Origin of the sequence: Mycobacterium sp. 94-17, assembly GCF_035617725.1 — a bacterium.
GTDB lineage: Bacteria > Actinomycetota > Actinomycetes > Mycobacteriales > Mycobacteriaceae > Mycobacterium.
Map to the genome: position 1 here is coordinate 347,209 of NZ_JAPIYN010000002.1, position 15,130 is coordinate 362,338.

15 protein-coding genes and 1 pseudogene are annotated in these 15,130 nt (G+C 69.6%); 6 read left to right on the forward strand and 10 right to left on the reverse strand.

Annotation, left to right across the window (positions count from 1 at the left end; all coding sequences use genetic code 11):
- Positions 1-5: 5 nt before the first annotated feature.
- From OQ789_RS04535 to sdhC, 4 genes are read right to left on the reverse strand one after another with little or no spacing between them, the layout of a single operon-like run.
- Positions 6-824, reverse strand: a complete 819-nt coding sequence (locus OQ789_RS04535) for a succinate dehydrogenase iron-sulfur subunit (RefSeq protein WP_324683795.1) — start codon at positions 822-824, stop codon at positions 6-8.
- Positions 824-2,596, reverse strand: coding sequence for a succinate dehydrogenase flavoprotein subunit (gene sdhA, locus OQ789_RS04540; RefSeq protein WP_324683796.1), 1,773 nt, complete (start codon positions 2,594-2,596; stop codon positions 824-826). The genes OQ789_RS04535 and sdhA overlap by 1 nt, the downstream gene beginning before the upstream one ends.
- A 4-nt stretch (positions 2,597-2,600) precedes the next feature.
- Positions 2,601-3,071, reverse strand: coding sequence for a succinate dehydrogenase hydrophobic membrane anchor subunit (locus OQ789_RS04545; RefSeq protein WP_324683798.1), 471 nt, complete (start codon positions 3,069-3,071; stop codon positions 2,601-2,603).
- Positions 3,068-3,406, reverse strand: coding sequence for a succinate dehydrogenase, cytochrome b556 subunit (sdhC, locus tag OQ789_RS04550; protein WP_324683863.1), 339 nt, complete (start codon positions 3,404-3,406; stop codon positions 3,068-3,070). The genes OQ789_RS04545 and sdhC overlap by 4 nt, the downstream gene beginning before the upstream one ends.
- Before the next feature lie 258 nt (positions 3,407-3,664).
- On the opposite strand from sdhC, the gene OQ789_RS04555 reads away from it, so the two are divergent.
- The 4 genes from OQ789_RS04555 to OQ789_RS04570 are packed head-to-tail and all read left to right on the forward strand — an operon-like array spanning position 3,665 to position 6,781.
- Positions 3,665-4,066, forward strand: a complete 402-nt coding sequence (locus OQ789_RS04555; RefSeq protein ID WP_324683799.1) for a cytidine deaminase — start codon at positions 3,665-3,667, stop codon at positions 4,064-4,066.
- Positions 4,066-5,355: a thymidine phosphorylase gene (locus OQ789_RS04560; protein ID WP_420716033.1), complete on the forward strand. Its 1,290-nt coding sequence runs from the start codon at positions 4,066-4,068 to the stop codon at positions 5,353-5,355. Before OQ789_RS04555 ends, OQ789_RS04560 begins: the two co-directional genes overlap by 1 nt.
- Positions 5,352-6,440 carry an adenosine deaminase gene (locus tag OQ789_RS04565; RefSeq protein ID WP_324683801.1) on the forward strand — a complete coding sequence of 363 codons (1,089 nt, stop codon included), beginning with the start codon at positions 5,352-5,354 and terminating at the stop codon, positions 6,438-6,440. Before OQ789_RS04560 ends, OQ789_RS04565 begins: the two co-directional genes overlap by 4 nt.
- Before the next feature lie 26 nt (positions 6,441-6,466).
- Complete coding sequence (locus OQ789_RS04570; protein WP_324683803.1) at positions 6,467-6,781, forward strand: hypothetical protein; 315 nt, start codon at positions 6,467-6,469, stop codon at positions 6,779-6,781.
- Positions 6,782-7,111: 330 nt separating this feature from the next.
- Here OQ789_RS04570 and OQ789_RS04575 read toward each other — a convergent pair whose 3' ends face one another.
- Complete coding sequence (locus OQ789_RS04575; RefSeq protein WP_324683805.1) at positions 7,112-7,285, reverse strand: hypothetical protein; 174 nt, start codon at positions 7,283-7,285, stop codon at positions 7,112-7,114.
- A gap of 289 nt (positions 7,286-7,574) precedes the next feature.
- Here OQ789_RS04575 and OQ789_RS04580 point away from each other — a divergent pair, with 289 nt between their 5' ends.
- The gene (locus OQ789_RS04580; protein ID WP_324683807.1) at positions 7,575-8,582 is read left to right on the forward strand and encodes a VWA domain-containing protein; all 1,008 of its coding nucleotides are present in this window, start codon (positions 7,575-7,577) and stop codon (positions 8,580-8,582) included.
- 4 nt (positions 8,583-8,586) lie between these two features.
- Here the strand turns inward: OQ789_RS04580 and OQ789_RS04585 are convergent, their stop codons facing one another.
- The 3 genes from OQ789_RS04585 to OQ789_RS04595 are packed head-to-tail and all read right to left on the reverse strand — an operon-like array spanning position 8,587 to position 11,871.
- Entirely contained in the window at positions 8,587-9,570 is a 984-nt protein-coding gene (locus tag OQ789_RS04585) for a VWA domain-containing protein (protein ID WP_324683808.1), read from the reverse strand.
- A 30-nt stretch (positions 9,571-9,600) separates the two neighbouring features.
- Positions 9,601-10,923, reverse strand: coding sequence for a primosomal protein (locus tag OQ789_RS04590; RefSeq protein ID WP_324683809.1), 1,323 nt, complete (start codon positions 10,921-10,923; stop codon positions 9,601-9,603).
- 45 nt (positions 10,924-10,968) lie between these two features.
- A complete protein-coding gene (locus OQ789_RS04595) occupies positions 10,969-11,871 on the reverse strand; it encodes an alkaline phosphatase family protein (protein WP_324683811.1) in 903 nt (300 codons plus the stop codon).
- Between the two features lie 92 nt (positions 11,872-11,963).
- Between OQ789_RS04595 and upp the strand changes: the two are divergent.
- Positions 11,964-12,581: pseudogene (gene upp, locus OQ789_RS04600) on the forward strand (uracil phosphoribosyltransferase); the annotation flags it as partial.
- A gap of 7 nt (positions 12,582-12,588) precedes the next feature.
- Here the strand turns inward: upp and OQ789_RS04605 are convergent.
- Both OQ789_RS04605 and OQ789_RS04610 read right to left on the reverse strand, forming a co-directional pair.
- Positions 12,589-14,169, reverse strand: coding sequence for a phospho-sugar mutase (locus OQ789_RS04605; protein WP_324683813.1), 1,581 nt, complete (start codon positions 14,167-14,169; stop codon positions 12,589-12,591).
- 4 nt (positions 14,170-14,173) lie between these two features.
- A complete protein-coding gene (locus OQ789_RS04610; RefSeq protein WP_324683865.1) occupies positions 14,174-14,989 on the reverse strand; it encodes a purine-nucleoside phosphorylase in 816 nt (271 codons plus the stop codon).
- Positions 14,990-15,130: the final 141 nt, after the last annotated feature.

Below are 15,130 nucleotides of genomic sequence, written 5' to 3' on the forward strand. Positions count from 1 at the left end.
TGGCTCTAGCGCGAGAATATGATCGCGCGCTTGACCTCCTGGATCGCCTTGGTGACCTCGATACCGCGCGGACAGGCGTCGGTGCAGTTGAACGTGGTGCGGCAGCGCCACACGCCGTCGACCTCGTTGAGGATGTCCAGCCGCTCGGCGGCGGCCTCGTCGCGGCTGTCGAAGATGAACCGATGCGCGTTGACGATCGCCGCCGGGCCGTAGTAACTGCCCTCGTGCCAGAAGATCGGGCAACTGGTGGTGCACGCCGCGCACAGGATGCACTTGGTGGTGTCGTCGTAACGGGCCCGGTCGGTAGGGCTCTGAATGCGTTCGCGGGTGGGCGGGTTGCCGGTGGTGATCAGGTACGGCTTCACCGCCCGGTAGGCGTCGAAGAACGGTTCCATGTCGACCACCAGGTCCTTCTCCACCGGCAGCCCGCGGATCGGCTCGACCGTGATGGTCAAGGTCTTCCCCGGTTTCGGCGTTGCGGGCAGCAGGTCGCGCATCAGCACCTTGCAGGCCAGCCGGTTGACACCGTTGATGCGCATGGCGTCCGAACCGCACACCCCGTGCGCGCAGGAACGCCGGAAGGTCAGCGTCCCGTCCAGGTAGCTCTTGATGTAGATCAGCAGGTTGAGCATCCGGTCGCTCGGCAGGCATGGCACCCGAAAGCTTTGCCAGCCACCGGTTTTCGCGTGCGCGTCGGGCTGATCGGGGTTGAACCGGGCGATCTTGACAGTCACCATCACCGCGCCGTCGGGAATCGCGGGCAGCGGCGGCTCCAGGCTCGTCTCAACCTCGACTGCCTTGTCGGTTCCGGCGCTCTCGGCCATCAGTACTTCCGTTCTTTGGGTTCGTAGCGCGTCTGTACCACGGGCTTGAAGTCCAGCCTGATGTCGCTCAGCAGGTCGGTGGCCTGCGCGTCGGTCCCAATTTCCTTGTAGGCCATGGTATGGCGCATGAAGTTCACGTCGTCGCGGTTGGGGTAGTCCTCGCGGGCGTGGCCGCCGCGAGACTCCTTGCGGTTCAACGCCCCGACCACGGTGACCTCGGCGAGTTCCAGCAAGAAGCCCAGCTCGATGGCCTCGAGCAAGTCGCTGTTGTAGCGTTTCCCCTTGTCGTGCACGGTGATTCGGGCGTACCGCTCCTTCAGCGCATGAATATCGGTCAAGGCCTGCTTCAGCGTCTCCTCGGTGCGGAACACCGCGGCGTTGTTGTCCATCGACTGCTGTAAGGCGCCCCGGATGTCGGCGACGCGCTCGTTGCCGTGCTCGGAGAGGATGTCGCCGACCCAGCCGATCACCATCGCCGCCGGCTCCGGCGGCATGTCCACGAAATCGTGGCCGCGGGCGTAGGAAGCCGCGGCGATCCCCGCGCGTCGCCCGAATACGTTGATGTCCAGCAGCGAGTTGGTACCCAGCCGGTTGGCTCCGTGCACCGACACGCACGCGCACTCGCCGGCCGCGTACAGGCCCGGCACCGTAGCGGTGTTGTCTCGCAACACCTGTCCGGTGACGGTTGTGGGGATGCCGCCCATCACGTAGTGACAGGTCGGGTAGACGGGAACCAACTCGCGCACCGGGTCGACGCCCAGATAGGTGCGGGCGAATTCGGTGATGTCGGGCAGCTTGGCCTCCAGCACGTCCTCGCCGAGGTGGCGGACGTCGATGTAGACGTAGTCCTTGTGCGGGCCGGCGCCGCGCCCCTCCAGCACCTCCAAAACCATGGAGCGGGCCACGATGTCGCGTGGCGCCAGATCCACGATTGTCGGGGCGTATCGCTCCATGAAGCGCTCGCCCTCGCCGTTGAGCAGCCGGCCGCCCTCGCCGCGCACGGCCTCGGAGATCAAGATGCCCAGGCCCGCCAGGCCGGTCGGGTGGAATTGGTGAAACTCCATGTCCTCCAAGGGAAGTCCCTTACGGAAAACGATGCCGATGCCGTCACCGGTCAGCGTGTGCGCGTTGGAGGTGGTCTTGTACATCCGGCCCGAGCCGCCGGTGGCGAGCACCACCGCCTTGGCGTGGAAGACGTGGATATCGCCGGTGGCCAACTCGTAGGCGACCACCCCGGTGGCTACCGGCCCGCTCGGGGTCTGCGTCAAAACCAGGTCGAGCGCGTAGAACTCGTTGAAGAACTGCACATCGTGGCGGACGCAGTTCTGGTAGAGCGTCTGCAGGATCATGTGGCCGGTGCGGTCGGCGGCGTAACAGGCGCGGCGCACCGGGGCCTTGCCGTGGTCGCGGGTGTGCCCGCCGAAGCGGCGCTGGTCGATGCGGCCCTCGGGGGTGCGGTTGAACGGCATCCCCATCTTCTCCAGGTCGAGCACCGCGTCGATGGCTTCCTTGCACATGATCTCCACGGCGTCCTGGTCGGCGAGGTAGTCGCCGCCCTTGACCGTGTCGAAGGTGTGCCATTCCCAGTTGTCTTCCTCGACGTTGGCCAGCGCCGCGCACATGCCGCCCTGCGCGGCGCCGGTGTGGCTGCGGGTGGGGTAGAGCTTGGTGAGCACCGCGGTGCGCACCCGCGGGCCCGCCTCCACCGCCGCGCGCATACCGGCGCCGCCCGCGCCGACGATCACCACGTCGTATCGGTGTTGCTGGATCAACTCATCAGCCTCCGATGTTGGGGTCGAAGGTCAACAGCACGTAGGTGCCCAGCACCAACGTGAATCCCATGGACAGCAGCAACATGCTGTTGAGCCAGAACCGGGTGCTGTCCTTGCGGCTGTAGTCGTCGATGATGGTGCGCAGGCCGTTGCCGCCGTGCAGCTGCGCCAGCCACAGCAGCGCCAGGTCCCAGAACTGCCAGAACGGCGACGCCCAGCGCTGCGCCACGTAGTTGAAGTCGATGCGATAGACGCCGTCGTCCCACATCAGCATGATGAACAGGTGGCCGATGGCCAGCACGAACAACGCGATCCCGGAGAACCGCATGAACAGCCACGCGAACTTCTCGAAGTTGGGGATGCCGGCCCGCCGCCGCGGCGAGCGGGGGTTGTCGAGGCTGGCGGGGCGATCGTAGAGGCGCTGCCTGACCGGGGCCACCTGGCCGCGTCCGAGCTGAACGTCGGGGCCGCTCACCGGAAGTGCCCGATCATGTGGATGACCGTCACCACGCCGGCCGGCACCATCAGCAGCAGGAATACGATGCCGACGATCCAGAACATCAGGCGCTGGTGGCGTGGGCCTTCGGACCAGAAGTCGATCAGGATCACCCGGATCCCGTTCAGGCCGTGGAAGAGCACCGCGGCGACCAGGCCGTATTCCATCAGGCCCACGATCGGCGCCTGATAGTCGTGGATCACGGCGTTGTAGGTCTGCGGGCTGACGCGCAGCATCGCGGCGTCCAGGACATGGACGAACAGGAAGAAGAAGATCGTCGCGCCGCTGATCCGGTGCAGCACCCACGACCACATGCCCGGGTCGCCCCGGTACAGCGTCCGTGGTGCCCTGCGCTTGCGCGTGCGCGCAGATGCCGGTGCCGCCGGATCCGCGGTCGTCGGTTGCGTGGTCACCCCAGTCCTCCCGCCCTCTTCCGACTTCGGCGTCGGTCACACCGGGCACTTGAGCTTAGCTCGCACACGGTGTGACTTGCGCCAATGTCCGTCAGGCGACATGCCGTTTTGCGGCTAGGGTGGCTGTCGGAATCGGTGATGGGTGAGCGGGGTTACGTGATGCCTGAGATCGACTGGAAGATGTTGCGGGACAAGGCAATCGATGTTTCTCAGTGGGCTTATGCGCCGTACTCGCGGTTCCGGGTCGGGGCGGCGGCGCTGGTCGACGACGGCCGGGTGGTCACCGGCTGCAATGTGGAGAACGTCTCATATGGCCTTGGTCTCTGCGCCGAATGCGCCGTGGTGTGTGCGCTGCACTCCACCGGTGGCGGTCGCCTGGTGGCGCTGGCGTGCGTGGACGGGCGGGGCTCGGCGCTGACGCCGTGCGGACGGTGCCGTCAGGTACTGCTGGAGCACGGTGGGCCCGACCTGCTGATCGACCACCCGGGCGGGCCGCGCCGGCTCGGCGACCTGCTGCCCGACGCCTTCGGCCCCGACGACTTGGCGGCAGGGCGCGGCTGATGCACCCCGCGTTCGACGCGCCCACCGTGATCAAGACCAAGCGCGATGGCGGCCGGCTGTCCGACGCCGCCATCGACTGGGTCGTCGAGGCCTACACCGACGGCCGCGTCGCCGACGAACAGATGGCGGCGCTGCTGATGGCGATTCTGTTGCGCGGCATGGATCGCGGCGAGACCGCCCGCTGGACCGCGGCGATGCTGGCCTCCGGTGAGCGGATGGACTTTTCCGATCTGGGCCCGCCGACCGTGGACAAGCACTCCACCGGCGGGGTGGGGGACAAGATCACCCTGCCCCTGGTGCCCGTGGTCGCGGCCTGCGGCGCGGCGGTTCCGCAGGCCTCCGGCCGCGGGCTGGGCCATACCGGCGGCACCCTGGACAAGCTGGAATCCATCGCGGGGTTCACCGCCGAGCTGTCCCACCCTCGCGTGCGCGACCAACTGCGCGGCGTCGGCGCGGCCATCTTCGCCGCCGGGCGGCTGGTCCCGGCCGACGCCAAGCTCTACGCACTGCGCGACATCACCGCCACCGTCGAGTCGCTGCCGCTGATCGCCGCCTCGGTGATGAGCAAGAAGCTCGCCGAGGGGGCCGGCGCGCTGGTGCTCGACGTGAAGGTCGGCTCCGGCGCCTTCACCGACTCCGAGGCGCAGTCCCGCGAACTGGCGCACACGATGGTGGAGCTGGGTGCGGCGCACGGGGTGCCCACCCGCGCGCTGCTCACGGACATGAGCCGCCCGCTGGGCGCGACCGTCGGCAACGCCCTCGAGGTCGCCGAGTCGCTCGAGGTGCTGGCCGGGGGCGGCCCCCCCGACGTCGTCGATCTGACGCTGCGGCTGGCCGCCGAGATGCTCGAGCTGGCCGGCATCGACGGCCGCGATCCCGCCGACACGCTGCGCGACGGCACCGCGATGGACCGGTTCCGCCGGCTCGTCGCGGCCCAGGGCGGCGACTTGTCGGTGCCGTTGCCCGTCGGTCGGCATGCCGAGACCGTGACCGCACCGCGGGGCGGCACAATGGGCGACATCGACGCGATGGCAGTGGGGCTGGGGGCGTGGCGGCTCGGTGCGGGCAGGTCCCGTCCGGGTGAGCGGGTGCAGGCGGGCGCGGGTATCCGGATCCACCGCCGCCCCGGTGAGCCCGTCACCGCCGGCGAGCCCGTGTTCACCCTGTACACCGACACCCCCGAGCGTTTCGGTGCCGCGCTCGCCGAGCTGGACGGCGGGTGGAGCATCGACGGCGTCAAGGCGGAAACGGTTTCCCGGCCAATGATCATCGATCGGATCGTCATATGACCGCACCACTGGGCTTAGAACAGATCAAAAAGGCCCCCAAGGCCCTGCTGCACGACCACCTCGACGGTGGGCTGCGCCCGTCGACCGTGCTGGAGATCGCTGGCCAGGTCGGCTACGGCGGACTGCCCGCCACCGACGTCGACGAGCTGGCGACGTGGTTTCGCACCCGCTCGCACAGCGGCTCGCTGGAGCGCTACCTGGAGCCCTTCTCGCACACCGTGGCCGTGATGCAGACACCGGAGGCGCTGCACCGCGTCGCCTACGAGTGCGTCGAAGACCTGGCCGAGGACGCGGTCGTGTACGCCGAGATCCGGTTCGCGCCCGAGCTGCACATCGACCGCGGGCTGTCCTTCGACGCGATCGTCGACGCCGTCCTGGCCGGCTTCGCCGACGGCGAGAAGGCGAGCGCGGCGGCCGGACGCCCGATCGTGGTGCGCCTGCTGGTCACCGCGATGCGGCACGCGGCGGTGTCCCGGGAGATCGCCGAGTTGGCAATCCGGTTCCGCGACAAGGGAGTGGTCGGGTTCGACATCGCCGGCGCCGAGGCAGGCAACCCGCCGACCCGGCACCTGGAAGCCTTCGATTACATGCGAGACCACAACGCCCGCTTCACGATTCACGCGGGGGAGGCGTTCGGGCTGCCGTCCATCCACGAGGCGATCGCCTTTTGCGGCGCAGACCGGCTGGGCCACGGGGTGCGCATCGTCGACGACATCGAAATGCTGGACGACGGCGGCGTTCGGCTCGGTCAACAGGCATCGATCCTGCGGGACAAGCGAATTCCGCTGGAACTGTGTCCCAGCTCCAACGTGCAGACCGGTGCCGTCAAGAGCATCGCCGAGCATCCGTTCGATCTGCTGGCCCGCACCCGCTTCCGGGTGACCGTCAACACCGACAACCGGCTGATGAGCGACACCTCCATGAGCCGCGAAATGTCGCGCCTGGTCCATGCTTTCGGCTACGGATGGAGCGATCTCGAGCGCTTCACCATCAACGCGATGAAGTCGGCGTTCATCCCGTTCGACGAGCGGCTGGCGATCATCGACGAGGTGATCAAACCGCGTTACGCCGTGCTGATCGGCTAGCGGCCGGCCGTCATATGTGCCCGGGCATGCCCATGGCGGGGTCCGACGGCGCTGCGGGAGCGACCGGCATGGCCGGCGGCTCCATCGGCGGCGGAGCCATCGGAGGCGGAGCCATCGGTGGGGGCGCGATCGGCGGGGGTTGCACCGGTGGGGGTTCCACAGGCGGTGGCGCCTCAGGCGGGGGCTGTGGCGGCGCCATGGGTGGTGGCTGTGGCGGCGGAGGTGCCGCAGCGGGCAAGGCGTACGGGCCTCCCGCGCACACCGGGTTGGCGGGCTGGCTGATGCACGCGGTGTCCGCTGGGCCGGTGGGAGCGCCGGCGGCGGCATACGGCCCGCCCTGACATTGCGCCACCTCGGGCATGGCCACACAACGGGGATCGGACGGATTGGTAGGCATGCCGGGATCGGGATTGTCCTGCGGCGCAAGGGGAGTGCGTGCGGGCACTGCGTTCGCTGGAACTGCCGCGCCCGTCGCGGCGACCCCGAGTAGCGCCGCGGCCACGGCCGCTTGCATCATCACACCGCGGACTCCCGCAGGAATCACCCGAGCCATTGTCCCCCCTCGCATGCGGACCCCGGCGCCTCGCCCGGGCTAGCGATCAGTCTGCGCTGCGCAGGCCGAAACCGGTAGCCCTCGGCCGTGCGCTATCGGTCCGGGCGCCTAGCGGGCCCTAGCCGTCGTCACCTTCGGCCATCTGCCGCAACCGCTCGGCGATCCGCAAATCCTCGCGCGCGAACTCGCGATGGCGAGCCGCGTGCTGCAGATATTCGTCGTGACCGCTGGATGCGGCCGCCATTTCGTATGACTTCGCGACCCGTTCGTGGCTGCCCGCGGATTTCTCCATGCTGTCCGCGGCGGATCGCTGAGCCGCGTTCGCCCGTTCGCGGACCAAATCGGCCCGCCGGCAGGAGCGCTTCAGCTCCTCGGCAACCCACGTCGGGTTCGCGGCCTCAGCGCCAGGCCGTTGTGTGTGTGTGCGTGTCAATGAGTTTGTCCCGCCCTTCTCGTCAACCTGCGGGATTGCTCCTGGGTTCCCCGAAACCAGTGCCGATAACCATTGTCGGCAAGGGGTCGCCAGCCGTGCCAAGAGCGCGTCGTGCACCCCCGAAGTTCGACGCATAGTGTGGCTGGACATGAAGGTGCCCCTGCTGGGCCCGGTATCGCTGACGGGCTTCCAGAACGCCTGGTTCTTTCTCGTTCTGCTGATCGTGCTGTTGGTGATCGGCCTCTACGTCGTGCAGCAATTCGCCCGTCGCCGACGGGTGCTGCGGTTCGCGAACATGGAGGTGCTGGAGCGGGTGGCCCCGCCGCGGCCCGGCAAGTGGCGGCACGTGCCCACGATTCTGCTGGCGACGTCGCTGGTGTTGCTGACCACCGCGATGGCCGGCCCGACGTCCGATGTCCGGATTCCGCTGAATCGCGCGGTGGTGGTGCTGGTGATCGACGTCTCGGAGTCGATGGCCTCCACCGACGTGGCACCCAACCGCCTGGACGCGGCCAAGGAGGCCGGCAAGCAGTTCGCCACCCAGCTGACCCCGGCGATCAACCTGGGCCTGGTGGAGTTCGCGGCCAATGCCACGCTGCTGGTGCCCCCGACGACCAACCGCGACGCGGTGAGGGCGGGCATCGACAGCCTCAAGCCGATGCCCAAAACCGCTACCGGGGAAGGGATTTTCACCGCGCTGCAGGCGATCGCGACGGTCGGTTCGGTGATGGGCGGTGGCGACGGCCCGCCGCCGGCACGTATCGTGCTGGAGTCCGACGGCGCCGAGAACGTGCCCCTGGACCCCAACGCACCGCAGGGGGCGTTCACCGCGGCCCGGGCCGCCAAGGCCGAGGGCGTGCAGATCTCGACGATCTCGTTCGGCACCCCGTACGGCACCGTCGACTACGAAGGCGCCACCATCCCGGTTCCGGTGGACGACCAGACCCTGCAGAAGATCTGCGAGATCACCGACGGCCAGTCGTTCCACGCCGACAGCCTCGATTCGCTGAAGAGCGTGTACACCACGCTGCAGCGCCAAATCGGCTACGAAACCGTGAAGGGCGACGCGAGCCTGGCCTGGATGCTGCTGGGCACCCTCGTCATGGCCGGCGCCGTTCTGGCCGGCCTGCTGCTGAACCGCAGGCTGCCCGCCTGAGCGATCAGCTGGGCAGGCGCCGGTTGATCAGCAGCGCCAGCGCCGTCGCGATCAGGGCGGTCAGCACGCCCAGGCGCAGCCAGCCGGAGCTGCCCGGCCCCGGCACGTTGCGGTAGCCGATCTCGTTCTCGATGGCGTTGTAGCTCTTTTGCAGCTCGCCGAGCGTGGTGGCGGTGTAAGACTGCCCGCCGGACAGCTTGGCGACCATCTTCATCTGGTCGGTGGAGACGGGGACGGCGATGCGCTGCCCGTCCATGTCGATCTCGCCGCCCTTGGTGCCGAACGAGATCGTCGAGACGGGCACGCCCTCGTCCTTGGCGAGCCGCGCCGCGGTGTAGACGCCGTCGTGCGGATCGCCGGGGTTGGCGGGCTTGTTCGCGCCGCCGTCGGAGAGCAGCACGATGCGGGCCGGCGGCGGGGCGTCGCCACCGGCGACCGCGGTGGCGCTGATCGCGTGCAGGGCGGTGAAGATCGCTTCGCCGGTGGCGGTGCTGTCGGCGAAGTCCAGCTTCTTCAGCGCGTCGATGGTGGCCTGATGCTGCGGGGTTGGCGGCACCAGCAAATACGGCGTGGCGGCGAATCCGACCAGCCCGAGATTGATGCCGGGCGTGAGCTGGGCGGCGAACTGGCTTGCGGCCTGTTCGGCGGCCTTGAGCCGATTGGGTTCCACGTCCGTGGCCCGCATGGACTGCGACATGTCGATCAGCAGCATGATGACGGCGCGGTTGCGCGGGATGCGCATGTCGTGGGTGGGCGTGGCCAGCGCGATGGTCAGCAGCGCCAGGCTCAGCAGCGACACGGCGATCGGGAGGTGCCGTAATGGCGACTGCGGCACCGGGCTGTCGGTGTAGCGGTGCAGGCGTTGGCGCCTGCGCGCCTGCACGACGACGTAGACGGCCAGCAGGGCCAGCGGCACCAACGCGAACAGCAACAGGCCGGGGCGCTGGAACCCGTACAGCGGTAACGGGCCGATACCGGGTAGCGACACGTCACCCAACCTATCCCGTCAAACGGCGCGCTACTCGCGGCGCAGCCGCCCGTCGACGAACTGCTCCAGCTTCTCCCATTCGCGCACCGCCGCGGCGTACGGCGGCGACGGCCTGGCGGCCGAGCCGGGCTCGAGCACGGCGGCCACCACCCTGCCCAGCGGCCGGCCGGGCTCGAGCGCCTTGTCGACGGTGCTCTCCTCCGAGTAGTCGCCGATGTCGCGGAGCACCTCGACGGCGAGCTCGAGCTGCTCGCGATCCACGGCGTCGGGTCCGTCGGCCAGGTCGTCGGCCAGCCCGCTGAGCACGTAGACGTTGTCGTCGGTGATCTCGACCGCCAGCGAGCCGTCGGTCGCGGCGGTGCGGATGTCGTCATAGGTGCTCAGGTCGGCCAGGTCGTGGTCGTGCTCGTCGGCCAGGTAGCGGGCCAGCGTGCGCTCGGACGTGAAGACGCTGATGCGTCCGTTGCGGCCCAGGAAAATCGGCCGGTCGTCCAGGTAACAGCGCAGCGTGTAGAAGGTGCCCGAACTCGTCATGATCCGGATCGGGTCGATGCCCACCTGCAGCCAGAAGTCCTTGTCGCTGCCCAGCACGACGGTGTCGCCGGTCGCCCGGGCGGCCTCGTCGTCGTCGGAGTCTTCGGAAGCTTCGGCGTCACTAGCGTCTTCGGCGTCTTCAGCGTCTTCGGCGTCTTCGTCAGTCCCGGCGTCATCCGCGGATTCCCCTGCGGCGTCCTCGTCCGGCTCGGCCTCCTCGCGCTCTTCGGCCAGTTCGTCGGCGACCTTGTCGGACAGCTTGGAGTCGACGTCGGGGGTGGTGACGATGCCGTCGATGGCCGCCAGCACGTCGTCCCAGCTGCGCGCGATCACCTCGGCGATCGCATTCCAGCGCTTGACGCCGGCCTTGCCGGCGAAGTGCTCTATGCCGCCCGACACGGTGCCCAGGCTGGGGTTGCCGTTGAAGAACTTCGACACCGCCGGCAGCTCGCACACCGACCCGATCGACGACACGATGGCCAGCGTGCCGGCCAGCGCGGACACCGACTCCGCGGTGGGCTTCTCGGCCACCAGCTCCTCGACGGCGACCAGGTCGAACTGCTTGTCGGCCGCGGGCTCCAGCGCGTGCGCGTGCGCCGCTTGCAGCTCCTTCCACGCCGGATGGTCGGTCAGGTCGTTGTCGTCATCCGCACGCACGAAGGCGACCAGGTCGGCGACGGAGGAGAAGCCGAACAGGTCTTCGTCCTTGCCCAGGAAGGCCTCCCACTCGTCGCCGGAGTCACGCCAGCGGGGCGCCCACACGGTGTAGCGGTCACCCGCGGACAGGCTCAGGCGAATCGGCACGAGGTCAGCAACCATGCGGCACAGAATAGCGACGACGGGCGAGCGCGCCCCCCGTCGCCCCTAGCCCCAGATATCGGCGATGGGCGCGGCGGCGGCGGCATAGCCCGTCTTGGGCAACCCGTACATCTGCTCCACGGTGGAAAGCACGTTGTAGTGGTTGATCTGTTCGCCGTAGTTGCCCGGACGGACGTGGGCTCCGTAGAACACCGTGGGGATCTGGTTGCGGCTGCCGCCCACATTGGAGTTGTCGTCCTCGTCGAACGTCACGATCAGCAGGCTGTTGTTCGCCGCCGCCCAGTTCGCATATCCGGACAGCTCGCGGTTCAGCCAGGCATCGGCCTGCGCGATGGAGCCGTCGTGCATGTTGTTGTCGTTGTTGGGGATGACGAACGACACGGTCGGCAGGCTGGCGTAGTTGCCCACGGGGAACGCGGAGAACGGCAGCGAGTTCGCCGCAGGCACGTTGGCGAAGTTGGCCCAGGGCACATGCTTGCGCGCGTACTTGCCCGCGCTGCACACCGGTGAGCCGGCCGCAGGCAGGCCCTCGGCGAAGCCGACGAATGTGTAGCCCGCGGAGAGCAATTCGGAGCCGAGGTTCGGTGCGTTGCCGCCGTTGACCGGGCACAGGTCTTTGGTCACCCCGAAGGTGTTGCCGGCGAACAGCGCCAGGTAATTCGGCTCGCTCGGGTGGGTCTCGGCGAACGACTGGGTCATGTTGGCGCCGCCCGCGGCCAGCGCGCTGATGAACGGCGCGGACCTGTTGCCGATGATGCCGTTCTCGGAGCGGTTCTCCTCGACCACGATCACGATGTGCGCGGGTTGCGGAATAGCCGCTGCCGCAAGGCCTATGCGCGGCGTCAACGGGCTGGCAGCCAGCGCCACCAGCGCGCACGCGCCCAGTGGCCGCAGTATCCGGTGGGCCCTGTCGATCAGCCTTCTCGGACTTCGAATTTCGCGCAGCACGCCCGGAGTATATGGACGGGTGTAGGCGCCTACCGGGACGAACGCAAGCGTGTCAGGACGGGTTTGCCCGATCGTTATATACGCTCGACCCCATGGAGATGCGCGTCGTCGACCACCCGCTGGCCGCGGCACGGCTGACGTTGCTGCGTGACGAACGCACCGATACCGCCGGATTTCGCGCCGCGCTGCGCGACCTGACGCTGATGCTGGTCTACGAAGCCAGCCGGGACGCGCCGCGAAAGTCGGTGAGGATCCGCACCCCGGTAGGCCCGGCGGCCGGGACGCGCTTGGTCAGGCCGCCGCTGCTGGTGCCGGTGCTGCGGGCCGGGCTGGGCATGGTCGGCGCCGCGCACGCCGCGCTACCGGAGGCGGAGGTGGGCTTCGTCGGTGTCGCCCGCGACGAGGAAAGCCACCTGCCGGTGCCGTATCTCGAGGCGCTGCCCGACAAGCTGGCGGGCAGGCCGGTGATCGTCCTCGATCCCATGCTGGCCACCGGCGGGTCGATGGCGCACACCATCGGCCTGCTACGGCGCCGCGGCGCCGCGGACATCACCGTGCTCTGCGTGGTGGCGGCCCCGGAAGGCCTTGCGGCAGTGCGGAAAGCGGCGCCGGACGCGCGAGTGTTCACCGCCGCGGTCGACAAGGGCCTGAACAAGGCCGCTTACATCGTGCCGGGCCTCGGCGACGCCGGTGACCGCCAATTCGGCCCCAACCTGTTCACCAGCTCTGCGCAGCGGCCACCAGCTCCTCGCGCAGGGCGCGGGCGCGTCGCCGCGAAGAGTCCAGGTCGTCGCCGACCGCGCAGCGAATCTCCAAGTAGCACTTCAGCTTCGGCTCGGTCCCGGAAGGCCGGACCACCAGCCTGACCGACGTGTCGTCGTCGCCGCCGGTGAAGATCAACGCGTCGCCGATGTCGGTGAGGCGCGCGGCATAACCGGCCAGTGTCTGCGGTGGGGCCGCCCGCCAGCGCCGCATCAGCTCCGCCGCCTCCTGCCCCGGGCCGACCGGGCGCGAGACCGCGGCGACGTCGTGCACCCCGTAGCGACGGGCCAGTTCGTCGAGCAGGTCCGGAACCGAACGGCCCAGACGCATAGCCGTGGCCACCAGGTCGCACACCAGCACCGCGGCGCTGATGCCGTCCTTGTCGCGCACGGCCGCAGGGTCGACGCAGTGCCCGATCGCTTCCTCGTAGGCGTAGATCAGCGTGCCGCCGGGCACTTTCGCGTCGGCGCGGGCCAGCCATTTGAAACCGGTGAGGGTTTCGACGTGGACGGCGCCGTAACGCGCGGCGATGGCCGACAACATCCGCGACGACACCACCGTGCTTGCCACCACCGGTTTGTCCGTCTGTGTCGTGGACAGCAGGTAATCGCCGAGCAGCCAACCGGTTTCGTCGCCGGACAGCATCCGCCAGCGTTGCCCGTCGTGGATGCCCACGGCGCATCGGTCGGCGTCGGGGTCGAGCGCGATCGCCACGTCGGCACGGACGTCGGCGGCCAGGGCCAGCAGCGCGTCGGTGGCGCCGGGCTCCTCGGGGTTGGGGAACGCGACGGTGGGAAAGTTCGGGTCGGGCGCGAATTGCGTTGCGACCGAGTGTACTTCGATGAAGCCAGCGCGATGCAACGTCTCGACCGCCACCGCGCCGCCCACCCCGTGCAGCGCGGTCAGCGCTACCCGCACCGAGCCGGCGCCTCGCCGCAACCCGGCGGCCCGCTCGATGTAGCGCTCGAGCAGATCGGTGAGGGCGGGTCCGACGGGGGCCCTGGCGATCTGGTCGGCCGGCGGGGCCGCGGCCATCGCGGCCTCGATCTCGCGGTCGGTGGGGGAGATTATCTGGATGCCGCCGTCGAGGTACACCTTGTAGCCGTTGTCGGCGGGCGGGTTGTGGGACGCGGTGATCTGGATCCCGGCCGGGGCGCCGGTGCGCCGCACCGCGAACGCCACCACCGGCGTCGGCACCGGGCCGGGCAGCAGTAGCACCGGAAAACCCTGGGCGGCAAGAACTTCGGCGGTCACCGTGGCGAATACCGCCGAGCCGTGCCGGGCGTCGCGTCCCACGATCACCGGCGCGCCGCGCCGGCCGCGCCGGATCAGCACCTGCGCCACCGCCCAGGTGGCCCGCGTGATGACCGCGACGTTCATGGCGTCCGGCCCGCCGCGCACCGGGCCACGCAGGCCGGCCGTGCCGAACTTGAGTGGGCGGGCGAACCGCTCGGCGAGTTCCCCGGGGTCGCAGGCGGCGAGCTCGGCCGCGGTCGCCGGGTCGGGATCGTGGGCGATCCACTCCTCGGGCGTCATGACGCTAGAACCGGGGGAGCCGCTCGAGGATCAGGGCCAGCAGCGCCCCCATCCGGGTAGCCGACGCGGCGCCGGCGGCCAGCACCTCGGCGTGGCTCAGCGGTTCGCCGCTGATGCCGGCGGCCAGGTTGGTCACCAGTGACACCCCCAGCACCTCGGCGCCGGCCGCCCGGGCGGCGATGGTCTCGTGCACCGTCGACATGCCGACCAGGTCCGCGCCCAGCGTGCGCAGCATCCGGATCTCGGCGGGCGTCTCGTAGTGCGGGCCGGGCAGCCCGGCGTAGACGCCCTCGGCCAGCGTCGGGTCGGCCTGGCGGGCGAGCGCGCGCAGTCGCGGGGAGTAGGCGTCGGTCAGGTCCACGAACTGCGGGCCCACCAACGGGGACCGGGCGGTCAGATTCAGATGGTCGCTGATCAGCACCGGCTCGCCGACGGCCAGGTCCGGGCGCAGGCCGCCCGCCGCGTTGGTGAGCACGACGGCACGCACGCCGGCCGCGCACGCCGCCCGCACCGAGTGCACGACGTGGCCCAGGTCGTGACCCTCGTAGGCGTGGATGCGGCCGACCAGCACCAGCACCCGGTGTGCGCCGATGCGCATCGACAGCAACTCCCCGGTGTGCCCGACCGCGGTGGGCGGGCAGAACCCCGGCAGTTCGGCCTGCGGCAGCACGGCGGTGGGCGTGCCGAGCGCCGCGACCGCCGGTGGCCAGCCCGATCCGAGCACGATGGCGACGTCGTGCCGGGCGATACCCGTGCGTTCGGCGATGACCTCGGCCGCCCGGCGCGCGAGGTCGCCTGGGTCGGACGAGGTTTCGGTCACAGTGGGGGAGCCTAGCCCGGTGACGGCGAGCGCCGACAGCGCGCGAGTGAGGAGCCGGGCGGTTGAGCCTAGCCCGGTGACGGCGAGCGCCGACAGCGCGCGAGTGAGGAGCCGGGCGGTTGAGCCTAGCCCGGTGACGGC

What these genes read in the sequence shown, in the direction of transcription:
- OQ789_RS04535 (WP_324683795.1), bottom strand. Translation starts at nt 824, where the DNA reads ATGGCCGAGAGCGCCGGAACCGACAAGGCAGTCGAGGTTGAGACGAGC.
- sdhC (WP_324683863.1), bottom strand. Translation starts at nt 3,406, where the DNA reads ATGTGGTCGTGGGTGCTGCACCGGATCAGCGGCGCGACGATCTTCTTC.
- OQ789_RS04555 (WP_324683799.1), top strand. Translation starts at nt 3,665, where the DNA reads ATGCCTGAGATCGACTGGAAGATGTTGCGGGACAAGGCAATCGATGTT.
- OQ789_RS04560 (WP_420716033.1), top strand. Translation starts at nt 4,066, where the DNA reads ATGCACCCCGCGTTCGACGCGCCCACCGTGATCAAGACCAAGCGCGAT.
- OQ789_RS04565 (WP_324683801.1), top strand. Translation starts at nt 5,352, where the DNA reads ATGACCGCACCACTGGGCTTAGAACAGATCAAAAAGGCCCCCAAGGCC.
- OQ789_RS04570 (WP_324683803.1), top strand. Translation starts at nt 6,467, where the DNA reads ATGCCCATGGCGGGGTCCGACGGCGCTGCGGGAGCGACCGGCATGGCC.
- OQ789_RS04575 (WP_324683805.1), bottom strand. Translation starts at nt 7,285, where the DNA reads ATGGAGAAATCCGCGGGCAGCCACGAACGGGTCGCGAAGTCATACGAA.
- OQ789_RS04580 (WP_324683807.1), top strand. Translation starts at nt 7,575, where the DNA reads ATGAAGGTGCCCCTGCTGGGCCCGGTATCGCTGACGGGCTTCCAGAAC.
- OQ789_RS04590 (WP_324683809.1), bottom strand. Translation starts at nt 10,923, where the DNA reads ATGGTTGCTGACCTCGTGCCGATTCGCCTGAGCCTGTCCGCGGGTGAC.
- OQ789_RS04605 (WP_324683813.1), bottom strand. Translation starts at nt 14,169, where the DNA reads ATGACGCCCGAGGAGTGGATCGCCCACGATCCCGACCCGGCGACCGCG.